Below are 12,560 nucleotides of genomic sequence, written 5' to 3'. Positions count from 1 at the left end.
GTTTTATAAAAATTAAAGCATTTTACCTAGTTTTCTTTTCTGCTCGTCCATTTTTTTGTCGAAAAAACGCTTCTTTATATCATATGAACGACAAAAAAAACGTGTGACATAAATCAATTGATTTAGTCACACGCTTTTATAGGTCTTTTCACCTTTTATTTTTTCATTTCTTCATATGCCGCTACACCATCTGCAATATGATTCATCAGCTTTGTAAGGTAAGCCTGATCAGACAGGTTCCGGTCTTCTTCTGGATTCGTCATATATCCCAGTTCAACTAGCGTTACAGGTACAGTCGACCAGTTAAATCCTGAAAGATCACTGCGATAGCGAATGCCGTCTGCTTCGACAAACTGATCTTTTTTCACCTCTGTGAGTATAGCTTGAGATGCCTGCAGACTGCTTTGATAAATAGACTTTGTATAGGAATTATCTTCTGCAGGAGTAAGCACAGAAAATCCTTTTACAGAAGCATTTTCAGAACCATCTGCATGTATACGTACGTGCAGATCAGCTTTTGAATTGTTCGCAAGCTCCGCTCGTTCCCGGTTGCTGATATCTACATTATCAGAACTCCGAGTAAGCTTTACGGTTATGCCTTTTTCTTCGAGCAGCTGTTTTAATATTATAGAGGCTTCCAACGTCAGCTTGTATTCCGGCTTCTTGGTCACTACGCCTGATGTGCCTCCGGAAACCTTTATTTTCGTTTCTGCTGATCCCGGTCCGATTGGCTCTTTCTCTAGGTTAGCCTGAGATTGATGACCAGGGTCAATGTAGACTAAAAAAGGAGGAGGATCCGCTTTTTCAGGCATGTTGTTTTTTACATTTTTCACTTCATTATTTGCTTCATGAGGCTGTACTGCTTGAAACTGTGAGATGGGCTGCTTCACTCTTTCTCCCTGCGCATGAGCTTTTGGTACATTTCCGCTAACGGCAGCTTTCTCTGTTTGACCTTTCATCATAAAGAAAAATGAGAGTACTGCTACTATTGCAACAATACCTATTCCATAACTCCATACTAAGCGCTTCATCTTCGCTCACCAAACTTTCGAATAGAGTGGGATATTCCTTATGTTAAAGTACAAAATGTGTTAACGTTATTATCTCATAGAATATGGATTTTTTTGTATAAAACGTTAAAAATAATGTTGGCAATATGTTATGTATATGCAAACAAAAACAACACTACATAATGTAGTGTTGTTTTCCAAAAAAATGACGGATAGTTAAATCCGTTTTGCACCGATATAACGTGCTTTCCAGTAGCTGTTGCTAAGAGATGTAATCGTCACGCCTTTAGACGTAGAAGCCTGAAGAAACTGATTATTTCCTAAGTACACGCCTACATGTGAAGGACCTTTTTTATACGTTTGAAAGAAAACTAAATCTCCTTTTTGAAGCTTTGCTTTTGAAACGCTTGTCCCTACTCGATACATTTGTTCCGTTGTGCGCGGAAGTGTTTTTCCAGCCTTTTTAAAAATGTATTGAATAAATCCTGAGCAGTCAAAACCTTTTGTTGTTGTACCTCCCCATTTATAAGGAACACCCATTAATTTTTTACCAGTAGCGATAGCCGTGTCTTTGTATGAATATGACGCTGCTTCTACTGTTTGAGCAGGTGCAATAAACGGACTGGCTCCGCTAAATAAGACTGCCGCTGCCGCTATAGACCCAATGATGGCTTTTTTCATTTTTCTCCTCCATTATGTAACCGAACGTTACGTTTCTATAGAACTTATTTTTCAATATGTTCGGTTTAATTATAATGAAAAAAGCCTCAAAAACTATTACGCTATGATTAAATAATGTTACAAAATGGTTACTGAGGTATTTTTATCTTTAGATATGTATAAAAGAGATTGAAACATACCTAAGTCAATCGAATCTACAGACGAATAAACGAGCTAGTATGAATCGCTTGTTACGCGGCAGTTGATTTTCGTGCAAGACTTCGCTTTCCGCGGGCGGCCGGTGAGCCTCCTCGTCACTTACGCTCCTTGGGGGGTCTCACCTGTTCCGCTTTTCCCGCAGGAGTCTTCGTCTTGCCCTCCAATCACAAGCTAGAAGCAACTATAGAAATGAAACCTTCGTTCACTATGCCAATAAAAAATCCGAACGAGTTGGATTCTCCATCAAGAATCTCCATTCATCGTTCGGATTTCCCTTCAATTAAAACACTTTTGTCCAGCCTCTTTTTCTTTTACTTTTCTTTTTGCTGTTTCAAAATTAAGTCCTGTTTCGCTTTAGCATCATGATGCTGCGCTAACTCACGTGAAAATTCTTCATTTGCTTGATCCGGAGCAATTTTTAACTCTTTTGGTGTTTGAGGCAGTGACCCTTTGTTGTTATGTGATGATTTGTGATTATTTGCTCTTCCCATGTTGAGACCTCCTTGTATCAATCATTTGTTTTTCATCTTTAGTTACTATTCCCAATTTCCCAAAGCAAATTCAAACGAAAAAAGATTGAGACATAACGAAATAAATCCCATCTAAAGCCGAATAAGTTGGATAAATGAGCTGGTATGGATAGCTTGTTGCACGGCCGTTGATTTCCATACAAGATTTAGCTTTCCACAGGAGTCTTCGCCTTGTTCTCCAATCAACAACTAGAAGCAACTGCACAGATAAAATCTACATCAATATAAAAAAGATCCGAACGAATAATCGTTCGGATCTTTCTTCAACTACAATGCTTTTGTCCCAGACTCTTTGTTGTTACGATACTTTTTTTGTTACTTCGTTAATGTAAGCTTCCTTGTCTTTATCGTTAAATTGACCTTCCCACTTCGAAATGACAATCGCACCAAGTGAGTTTCCAATTACGTTTACCGCTGTACGTCCCATATCTAACAAACGGTCGATTCCAGCGATAAAAGCAAGCCCTTCTACCGGAAGTCCTACAGATCCAAGCGTTGCAAGCAGTACAACAAACGATACGCCTGGAACTCCTGCAATTCCTTTAGATGTAACCATTAAAATTAATATCAGTGAAATTTGCTGCGTAATGCTCATATCAATACCGTACATTTGCGCGATAAAAATCGCAGCAAGCGCTTGATAAAGAGTAGATCCGTCTAAGTTAAACGAATATCCCGTCGGAATAACAAAAGATGTAATTGCTTTAGGACATCCGAACTTTTCCATTTTCGCAATAATACGCGGCAATACTGTTTCTGAACTTGCAGTTGAAAATGCTAACAGCAATTCATCTTTTAGCACTTTTAATAAGTGGAAGATGTTAACGCCAGCCCATTTAGCTACAAGTCCTAGCACAACTAACACAAAGAAAATCATTGTGCCGTAAGCAACAATTACAAGCTTACTAAGCGGAATCAGAGACGCTAGTCCAAATTTTGATACGGTTACACCGATTAATGCAAATACGCCAAACGGTGCAAACTTCATAACTAAATTCGTTACCCAAAACATCGCTTCTGCCGTGCCTTCAAAGAATCTTAAAACCGGCTTGCCTTTTTCACCGATTGATGCAATTCCAAGTCCAAATAGGACTGAGAAGAAAATAATTGGCAGCATGTCGCCTGCAGCAATTGACTCAAATACATTCGTTGGAACGATGTGAACAAATGTTTCTACAAATCCTTTTTGCTCTGTAGCTTCTGCCGTTGATGTGTAGCTGCTGATATCTGATTTTTCAAGACCGCTGCGGTCCACACCAGTACCAGGGTGAAGCAAGTTAGCTGCTAATAAGCCTACAACAATGGCAACCGTTGTAATGATTTCAAAGTAAAGAATTGTTTTTCCGCCTAATTTACCAAGCTTCTTAATATCACCAACACCTGCAACGCCCACAATGATACTAGATATAACAATCGGCACCACGATCATTTTAATTAAATGAATGAATACGTCTCCAATTGGCTGGAGCACTTCAACTGCTTTAGGATTTCCGTAAAAAATAGCCCCTACAATAATACCTGCAATCAAACCAATTAGAATTTGTCCTGCTAATCCAAGCTTTTTGAACATATCTTTGCACCTTCCTTCTTTTTTCTAACAGCTCAAAGCTGTTTATTTGCACTTAATGTATTCAACAGATACAATTCCATTAAGAACTGTTTATTAAGTAGTTCTTTTATTCATAAGATTACATTATCATAGGCATCACAAAATCTAACAAAAACCTACTGAAACTAACAAAAAGTTTTTAGAAAATTACAAAATGAAAACGCTGTAGTTTTTTTACTACAGCGTTTGTTTGACTTCATAATAGAGCATTTGAATAAATTTTTTTACGTTTATACGACTCGGAGTGCTGCTTTTTCCCGTCCCTTTTTCTATATCTCTCATGCGCTGATGCACCATTGAAAAATCGAAAAACTTAGAAGCGTAATTTTCAAATTTAGGATTAAAGAAGTCAACCATACCAAGAGAAGTCAAATGATTTAAAGACTGATAAATAGCTCTTCTTACTCGCTGCTCAGCTGCTTTCATTTCTTTTTGCAGCACGTCTTCTGAAAAAGATGAACCAAGCTTTCTCACGGTAATTTTCTCAAAAATCTCTTTGAGAGAAGGAAAATGCTGTTCATACATCGTGCTTTTTTCCGTTTGATGCAAGTAATTGATGATTTCAATCAAATCTTTGCTTCCGCTTTCTCCTAAAATCCCAAGTTCTCTTAAAAGAAACCTGCACGCTTCTGCCGGATCGCTTTCTTTTTTACCAAAAGAAGGCGTTTTTTGCTGATTTCCTATATTAAGTACGGTATTTAACGATTCTTGAATTTTCTCCATTGATTGTTGAACATGAATTCGTTCAATTACTTTTTGAATGACCATGAGCACTTCCATACGATTAAGCGGCTTCGTGATATAGTATTCAATGCCAAGCGAGTAGGCTTTTCCAATCAAATCTTTCGTTTCTACCTGTGACATCATAATAATTTTCCCTTTAAAACTATCCTTTATTTTGCGCACGGTTTCGATTCCGTCTTGAATCGGCATTAATAAATCAATAAATAAAATATCGATCTGCTGCAATAAAGAAACTTGATCATTTAACACGATCCCGTCTTCTCCTTCTCCTATAACCTCCCCTAGATCATTATCTTCAATAATTTCGGCTAACATTGAACGAAAGACTTCGTCATCATCTATGATATAAAATCGCATATTAGTCCTTATCCCCCATTAACGTAGAAATAGGTAAATCTATAGCAAATTGAACACCGGGGCTTGGAGACAGATTAACAAATTGAATATTCCCTCCCAGCTGCTCGGTCATTTGCTTAACGTAGACAAGCCCAAGACCCGTAGAAGGCGTTCCGTCCTTTGCATATTTGGATGTGAATCCCGCTTTGAAAATGAGACGTTCATGCCTTTTTTTCACTCCGGGACCGCTATCTCTTACATACAATAAAATGCGGTCTTCTTCTCGACATACATCGATAATAATCGCGCCTTCTTCTTCAATCGCTTCGACCGCATTCGTTACTAGGTTATTAATTAATGATAAAAACAAGTACACGTGATAGCGAGGATGCTCTCCTAAAATCGAATATGAAAAATGAATATCTTTTGCTAACATCGCCGCATATTTTTCGTTGCTGCGCATGACGATTTGAAGCAGACTTTCGATTTCCATATACTCAGAAAATTCTTCTTTTGTAATGACCTTGGACAGTCCTGCTGATATCCGCTGGTTGTCTTTTTTAATATCATGTACTTCTCCTGCAATTTGTAATGCTTTTTGGCTAAATTCGTGCAGCGAAGTAAGCTGATTTATATCCGCTTCGTGTAATTCTTCATACAAATCATACGACTTTTTCGTAATTCTTTCAGCGTCCTGCAGCGTTTTTTTCAAATGAATGGATTCCTCATATAAATTTGAAAGCACAACAAGCAGCTGATCATTTTTTTGAGAGATTTGTCGTTCTCTCAGCTGCCCTTCGTAAAGTTTGATCATGCTAAACAGACATAAAACAAAGAAACTTCGAAAGACGCCTACAATAAAAATTTGCATGAACTCTGGAAACACAATATGATGGTGAACCATCACATACATACAAAGCAATTCCATCCCGCCTGAAACCGTTTCGATAATGATGCTCCATATGCCAATAATCCAAGGCTTTGAATGAAAATCGTTAATTTTAAACCACGAAAAAGAAATGGCATAAACGAGATAATAAATCCCCGCTGAACACCTGATCTGCAAAGAATGCAGAAAATCAAATGATTCGTAGTTATACCAGTCAAGGTACATCCGAAAGCCCACTATAGCACTCGCAACTAAAATACCTGGTATTACAGGAGATACCTTTCTTAAAAGCAGCAGTGAAAAGAAAAAAATGGGCACAGCAAAGCTAACTCTATACGTATCATGAAAAGGATAATATTTAAGCTCTCCTGCTAGCGGCACAACGACTATCATTACCAGAATGAGTAAAACATCTTTTTTTACTACCGTATCAACTTTCATCGTTCACTTCCCGCACTTTTTGAACATAAGTATATAGTTTAGCAATCTAAAAGACAATCGCTCTTCTCTATATTTTTTTACATCCCTACTTCCATTTATAAATATAGCCCATATATAAACGGTTATTTATTCTCTTTCATTATTCTCTGTAGTTTTTTAGATTTTCTTGTTTTATTTTGTAATTTTTGTTGTATAGTAGAAGTACCTTTTAAAATGTGAGGCTGTATCACAACTATTCAATTATTATTACATCACCTGATAGCTACACTAAAAAGGAAAACTATTATTTTACAGGGGGAGCTTATTTTACAATGTGGATCATTACCGTTTACTCGAAAAACCAAAGTCCGACTATGTTTGAATTTGAATCAGAGGTAGAGGCAAAAAAGACGTTTCAGGAGATTAAAGGGTGTAAGATCCTATCGGAAGTTATTTACTATAACGACCGAGTTCCCGCTTTAGCGTAAATCAGTTGATGTAGGAAATTTTACAAATTATTGGTTAAAAGCCACATAAAGAGCCAAAGGATGATCCAGTTCCTTTGGCTCTTTGCTGTTTGATTAGAAAAAACTAGGCTGATACATGAGCTGAACTGCCTGTGACACCGCAGTTGATTTCCGTGTAAGACTTCGCTTTCCGCGGGCGGCCGCTGAGCCTCCTCGTCGCTTGCGCTCCTGTGGGGTCTCACCTGTTCCGCTTTTCCCGCAGGAGTCTTCGTCTTGCCCTCCAATCAACTGCTAGAAGGATGTAACGTTGACCCTAACAAAAAAACGAACCACTAATCAAACGTGTTGATCAATGGTTCGTTTTCACTTCGTCTAACATACTTTTGTCCCAGCCTCGTTTTGCTTTGTGAGCATACTGACTCCCCACATTACGATAAAGTTGATAAGCAGCGCAATAAATCCGACGTTGATATCTTTCATTTGCTGAGGCAGTGACGGGAACAACGTACCAATAGTAGATCCGCTGATTGTAATATAGGCCACTACAATAATTCCAGCAACAATCCCCCACGCTGCTCCTTGTTTCGTTACAAAGTTATTTTTCTTCAAGCTGAAAAGCAGAGATGGAAACAGCTGTGTCATTAGACTATAGCCCATTAAAATAATCGTTGACAGCGTCGTTCCTCCGTTTAGGGTAAAGTAAACAGAAATGAGAGCCACAACCGGTACAAAGCTTTTGGCTAAACGAGCAATACGCGCTTCGCTTGCTTGAGGCGCAAACGGTTTGTATATGTTTTTAGCCAGCAGCGTTGACGCACTCATTAACAGCATCGACCCCGGCACAAGCGCTGTCAGCAAACCAGCTCCTCCTATAATTCCAATAAACCAAGGATCAAAAGTTTGGATTGAGATCCGTAATAGCGCAAGATCCACGTCTCCTCCGCTTAAACCAGGAACTTTTAAAATAGCTGCAAATCCAACAAAAAATACAAAGAGCAGCATCAGCGTATAAAGAGGACTAATGATTGCATTTTTACGAAATACCTTTGCATTTTTCGCTGTATAGCTTGAACTAAACACCTGCGGCCACATATAAAAACCAAGTACTAGTAAAATAACGGTCGAAATAAACCACGAGACGCTCAATCCTTGGTCAGGAAACTTTAAAAACCCTGGCTTCGCTGTATTCACCGCTTCAAACATCGGACCGTATCCTCCGTAATAATGGAAAGGTAAATAAATGCCTAAAAATCCAATCACAGCAAGCATCATAATGTCTTTAATAACGGCCGTCCATGCAGAACCGTGGATACCGGATATCATAACATACAGCGTTAAACTGATAGCTCCCATCCAAATGGCTGCCGGCATTGAAATGGCGCCGTATGATGCTTGTGATACAATAATCCCCAATCCTTTTAACTGCACAACAATAACAGGAATGACAGCAATCACTCCTACAGCAGCTACAAGCACACCAAGGTAAGGGCTTTTATATTTGCTTACAAAAAAATCAGGCTGCGAGACGAGCTTATGATCTCTTGCATACTTCCAAATAACAGGAAGAAGCCAGTATGATAAGACATATGATAAGCTAATATAAATTAACACATAAAGTGCAGGAGCTCCTTTTCCATAAGCCCATCCGCTTCCGCCTAGAAACGAAAACGTTGTATAGATTTCTCCGGCCATCAGCACAAACACTAAAATAGCCCCGAAACCGCGGCCGCCTACCGTCCACTGCTCCAAGTTCATATCCTTGCCTTTGGTTGATCGTATGCCAAGAAAAATAGCGGCCACTAAAAATAGTAAAATAATAATAAGTGCACTATTCATTCTTCTTCCCCTTCCCGATTTCTGGGATCAAGCTTGTACATAACCCCTAAAATAATGGACGTAAGCACCACCCATATCACCATCCAAAACATATTGAACGGCATACCGAGAACAAACGGAGTGACTCGATTAACAAAAGGGAGAAAACCTAATATGCCTACGAACGGAAGGACAGACAAAATATAGATAAATTTCATGACTAAACTCCTCCGACTTTCTAAAACTAACTTCTTTATATTACCACATATTCCGTGTATTAAATGAAGGAATGCTTGCATTTAAACTGAAATAATCTCCAAAAGATAAAATATTCTGTACTATTTTACAAAAATACTGTTTTCATTTTTCAGAATAAATAGTATAATTTCTTCTTATAGTTCGCAGGAGGTATCGTACAGATGAAAACAATAGAGAAAATCAGTACATTTGCAGGAAAAACGTTTACGCTTTGGGTTATTTTAATTTCCGTTATTGCCTACTCATTCCCAGAGCACTTTGTATGGATTGGAAAGTACATCGTTCCGCTCTTAGGAATTGTCATGTTTGGAATGGGATTAACGATGTCAGCGTCTGATTTCAGCGAAGTATTTCGAAGACCGAAAGAAGTAGCACTAGGCGTGGTGGGACATTTTATCATTATGCCGCTTCTTGCATTCGGTTTGGCGATTGGCTTAGATTTACCAAAAGAAATAGCAGTGGGCGTTATTTTAGTAGGCTGCTGTCCAAGCGGCACATCATCAAACGTAATGGTCTTTTTGGCTCGAGGAAACGTTGCGCTCGCAGTTGCTATCGCTTCTGTTTCAACCATTTTAGCACCGATTGTTACACCGCTTCTCATTTTATTATTTGCAAGCAAGTGGGTCGATATTGATATCATGTCTCTTATTATTTCCATTATACAAGTTGTCATCATTCCGCTTGCTCTTGGATTTACGATCAAAAAGTTTTTTGGAAAAGCTGCAGAAGCAAGTTCCAAAGCTCTTCCCCTTGTTTCAGTAGTCGCGATTGTCTTGATCGTATCTGCCGTTGTGGCAGGAAGCCAAGCACAGCTTGCTAAAACAGGCGGTATCATTTTTGCCGTAGTTGTTCTTCACAACATTCTTGGTTTCACAATCGGCTTCTTCTTTGCCCGCTTATGCGGAATGGATCTAGCCAAACAAAAAGCGGTGGCAATGGAAGTTGGCATGCAAAACTCAGGGCTCGGCGTCACTATCGCTTCCACTCACTTTTCGCCGCTAGCCGCTGTCCCAAGCGCCATCTTCAGCGTCTGGCACAACATTTCAGGCTCAGTTCTTGCCTTTATCTTCAGCAAACTAAAAGACAAAAACCAGCCATCGTCTGATAAAAAAATGGCTGGCTGATACAATAAACTTATAAGGGAAGCACAAAAAGCTCCCTTAACTCTTCCCAAAAAGTTTTTACCTAGGCGAATGCCACCAACGCCGAAAGGGGGGTGGCATTCGCTTAGGTATAGAAAAAGAGACATGGCGCTTTTGCCATGTCTCTTCTTTCTAAAACTATTAGCCTCTTCCTGCTTGGAAAGAAGGGTATTTCGTCATACCACCATCAGCAAATAATGTAATACCTGTTACATAGCTTGCTTGTGATGATGCTAAGAATGCTGCAACTGCTGCTACTTCTTCTGGTTTACCGATGTAACCCATTGGAATCATGCTTTCTACATCTGCACGTTGTTCTGGATCTGCAAATTTCTCTGCGTTAATTGGTGTGTTCATCGCACCTGGTCCAATGTTATTTACGCGGATACCTTTTGGCGCATATTCAAGAGCCAATGTTTCCGTCATTAGTTTCATACCGCCTTTACTTGCTGCATAGTGAACAAATAATGGCCAAGGAATCATTTCGTGAACGCTAGACATGTTGATAACATTTCCTTTAATGTCGTTTTCAACGAAATATTTAATCGCTTCACGGCTTCCTAAGAATGCGCCTGTTAAGTTTGTATCAATAACTTTGTTCCAGTTATCTAGAGATAGCTCATGAGAAGGAACTGGGTTTTCAACACCAGCGTTATTAATCATAACGTCTAATGTACCAAATTCTTTGATAGCTGTTTGAACAAGATTTACAACGTCTTCTTCTTTTGTTACGTCGCCTTGAACGATGATTGCTTGTCCGCCTGCTTCTTCTACTTCTTTTTTCGCATCTAAAGCTTCTTCTTCATTGTTGTAATAGTTAATAACAACTTTTGCTTCTTCTTGACCGAAACGAACAGCCATTGCACGTCCTAAACCTGTTGATCCACCTGTAATTACAACTACTTTATCTTTTAAATCTGTATACATAATAAAATCCTCCTAGTGTTTTCATTTATTCTACATACTATCATTAACTTTTACGTAAACATTAACTTTTAGCCATTCCGAGGAATACGCCACCTAAAATGATGAGCACAATACCAATCGTAATCGAAATAAGCTGACGCTTTGTTTTCTTTTCTCCTAATAAGAAGATACCGCCAAGCGTTGAAATAACAATTCCCATTTGTGATAATGAGAAGCTTGTTGCAACCCCTACTTTAGGTTGAGAAATAAATAAGAACATATTACCAGCTGCCCAAATGAGGCCTGGAATAATGTTGCGAATTGCGTATTTATTAAACGGTTTGTGTTTATAAGTAAGTATAAGTCCACCAATTAACATACCAATAGCTTGTGGGAATAGCGCCGACCAGCCGTCTACATTAAATAAACGAGCGACAACTACATACACTAAGTATCCAATTGTTGAAATAATAAGGGTAATAATCCCTTTTTTGAATTGTCCAGATTGCTCTGCATTTTTTTCGCTTTCTAGTGATGTTAACACAATACCAATAACAATAAAGATAAGAGCTAACACGCCTAAAATAACGGTTGTTGTTGTTGACCACTCATGAAATACGATAACACCGAACAGTGATGTCGTCACAAGCTGCATACCAGTTGAAATTGGCATGGTTTTTGAAACACCAATATAATCAATCGTTTTCAACTGATTACTTTGCCCAACTGCCCAAAATAATCCTGAAACGATTCCGACAATAAAAATAAGCGGCGTCAATACGGGATGAACTACGAAATAAATAACGGCTGAAAAGATCAGCGCACCAATTGTAGTCCCAAGCGTTTGACTGTAAGGACCTCCGCCCAATTTAACGTTGAACAGGACAATACTTCCCCAGAAAATCGCAGGAAGAATAGCCAAAAGGATATCCATTTGATACTAACCTTCTTTCTCAAACTCTTGATGTAATTGTAAATTTAAAGTACCTTTTGTTTAACTAGGTAACTTTATGTAACCAATCTTAGACCTTTTTTCTTGATACGTCAACAATAATATGTCGATTTTGTGACTTTTTTTAAATACTTTACAATACAGCGTTTCCAAGCTACTGAAAGTTTTGAAAATAAAAAAAGATAGCCTTTTCATTATCCAAATGTTAGTATATAATAACATTATAGTGGTTACTTTTAATATCCTATATACAATAAAGTAGGTGGCATGAATGAATGATTTTGATGAGTTATGTCCAAAAGTGTGGAAAACATTTGATATAATCGGAAAAAGATGGAATGGACTAATTATTTATGTTCTGATGAGCGGTCCTAAACGCTTTAGTGAAATTCACAGCAGCATTCCTTCTTTAAGTAAACGAATGTTAACCGAACGAATGAAAGAACTGGAAGAAGAAGGAATTGTGATCCGGCACGTTATTCCTGAACGTCCCGTTCGCATTGAATATATCTTAACCAAAAAAGGATCAGAGCTTGGTATGATCTTAGGGCCCGTCAGTAAGTGGGCAAAAACATGGATAAAATAAAAAAGCCTCCAGTGAGG

General features: G+C 38.5%; 14 protein-coding genes. 3 read left to right on the top strand and 11 right to left on the bottom strand.

Annotated features, from left to right (window positions below; genetic code table 11):
* Positions 1–155: 155 nt before the first annotated feature.
* The 6 genes from AC1D0Y_RS07770 to AC1D0Y_RS07745 all read right to left on the bottom strand — a co-directional run bounded on the left by AC1D0Y_RS07770 (position 156) and on the right by AC1D0Y_RS07745 (position 6,438).
* Positions 156–1,031 (bottom strand): N-acetylmuramoyl-L-alanine amidase family protein, encoded by an 876-nt coding sequence (locus AC1D0Y_RS07770; protein ID WP_477707433.1) that lies wholly within the window; start codon positions 1,029–1,031, stop codon positions 156–158.
* 195 nt (positions 1,032–1,226) lie between these two features.
* The gene (locus tag AC1D0Y_RS07765; RefSeq protein WP_060746550.1) at positions 1,227–1,691 is read right to left on the bottom strand and encodes a C40 family peptidase; all 465 of its coding nucleotides are present in this window, start codon (positions 1,689–1,691) and stop codon (positions 1,227–1,229) included.
* A 509-nt stretch (positions 1,692–2,200) separates the two neighbouring features.
* The gene (locus AC1D0Y_RS07760; protein WP_013055768.1) at positions 2,201–2,380 is read right to left on the bottom strand and encodes a YfhD family protein; all 180 of its coding nucleotides are present in this window, start codon (positions 2,378–2,380) and stop codon (positions 2,201–2,203) included.
* A 337-nt stretch (positions 2,381–2,717) separates the two neighbouring features.
* Positions 2,718–3,989, bottom strand: coding sequence for a cation:dicarboxylate symporter family transporter (locus AC1D0Y_RS07755; protein ID WP_028407730.1), 1,272 nt, complete (start codon positions 3,987–3,989; stop codon positions 2,718–2,720).
* Positions 3,990–4,205: 216 nt separating this feature from the next.
* The gene (locus tag AC1D0Y_RS07750; protein WP_028407729.1) at positions 4,206–5,129 is read right to left on the bottom strand and encodes a response regulator; all 924 of its coding nucleotides are present in this window, start codon (positions 5,127–5,129) and stop codon (positions 4,206–4,208) included.
* Between the two features lies 1 nt (position 5,130).
* Positions 5,131–6,438, bottom strand: a complete 1,308-nt coding sequence (locus AC1D0Y_RS07745; RefSeq protein ID WP_060746551.1) for a sensor histidine kinase — start codon at positions 6,436–6,438, stop codon at positions 5,131–5,133.
* Between the two features lie 311 nt (positions 6,439–6,749).
* Between AC1D0Y_RS07745 and AC1D0Y_RS07740 the strand changes: the two genes are divergently transcribed.
* Entirely contained in the window at positions 6,750–6,905 is a 156-nt protein-coding gene (locus AC1D0Y_RS07740) for a hypothetical protein (RefSeq protein WP_013055763.1), read from the top strand.
* A gap of 93 nt (positions 6,906–6,998) precedes the next feature.
* Here AC1D0Y_RS07740 and AC1D0Y_RS07735 read toward each other — a convergent pair whose 3' ends face one another.
* The 3 genes from AC1D0Y_RS07735 to AC1D0Y_RS07725 all read right to left on the bottom strand — a co-directional run bounded on the left by AC1D0Y_RS07735 (position 6,999) and on the right by AC1D0Y_RS07725 (position 8,917).
* The gene (locus AC1D0Y_RS07735; protein ID WP_169305226.1) at positions 6,999–7,172 is read right to left on the bottom strand and encodes a hypothetical protein; all 174 of its coding nucleotides are present in this window, start codon (positions 7,170–7,172) and stop codon (positions 6,999–7,001) included.
* An 84-nt stretch (positions 7,173–7,256) separates the two neighbouring features.
* A complete protein-coding gene (locus AC1D0Y_RS07730) occupies positions 7,257–8,720 on the bottom strand; it encodes a sodium:solute symporter family protein (protein WP_477707432.1) in 1,464 nt (487 codons plus the stop codon).
* A complete protein-coding gene (locus AC1D0Y_RS07725) occupies positions 8,717–8,917 on the bottom strand; it encodes a DUF3311 domain-containing protein (protein WP_013055761.1) in 201 nt (66 codons plus the stop codon). The genes AC1D0Y_RS07730 and AC1D0Y_RS07725 overlap by 4 nt, the downstream gene beginning before the upstream one ends.
* Before the next feature lie 201 nt (positions 8,918–9,118).
* Between AC1D0Y_RS07725 and AC1D0Y_RS07720 the strand changes: the two genes are divergently transcribed.
* The gene (locus AC1D0Y_RS07720) at positions 9,119–10,081 is read left to right on the top strand and encodes a bile acid:sodium symporter family protein (protein ID WP_477707431.1); all 963 of its coding nucleotides are present in this window, start codon (positions 9,119–9,121) and stop codon (positions 10,079–10,081) included.
* 159 nt (positions 10,082–10,240) lie between these two features.
* Here the strand turns inward: AC1D0Y_RS07720 and gdh are convergent, their stop codons facing one another.
* Together gdh and AC1D0Y_RS07710 are read right to left on the bottom strand one after the other, a co-directional pair.
* Positions 10,241–11,026: a glucose 1-dehydrogenase gene (gene gdh, locus AC1D0Y_RS07715; RefSeq protein ID WP_025749618.1), complete on the bottom strand. Its 786-nt coding sequence runs from the start codon at positions 11,024–11,026 to the stop codon at positions 10,241–10,243.
* 61 nt (positions 11,027–11,087) lie between these two features.
* The gene (locus AC1D0Y_RS07710; RefSeq protein ID WP_025749619.1) at positions 11,088–11,939 is read right to left on the bottom strand and encodes a RhaT/GlcU family sugar-proton symporter; all 852 of its coding nucleotides are present in this window, start codon (positions 11,937–11,939) and stop codon (positions 11,088–11,090) included.
* 289 nt (positions 11,940–12,228) lie between these two features.
* Here AC1D0Y_RS07710 and AC1D0Y_RS07705 point away from each other — a divergent pair, with 289 nt between their 5' ends.
* Positions 12,229–12,543, top strand: a complete 315-nt coding sequence (locus AC1D0Y_RS07705) for a winged helix-turn-helix transcriptional regulator (RefSeq protein ID WP_028407725.1) — start codon at positions 12,229–12,231, stop codon at positions 12,541–12,543.
* Positions 12,544–12,560 lie beyond the last annotated feature (17 nt).

The sequence above is a fragment of the Priestia sp. P1_B12_1 genome (assembly GCF_056406695.1).
This window is presented reverse-complemented; position numbering and strand designations above follow the sequence as displayed.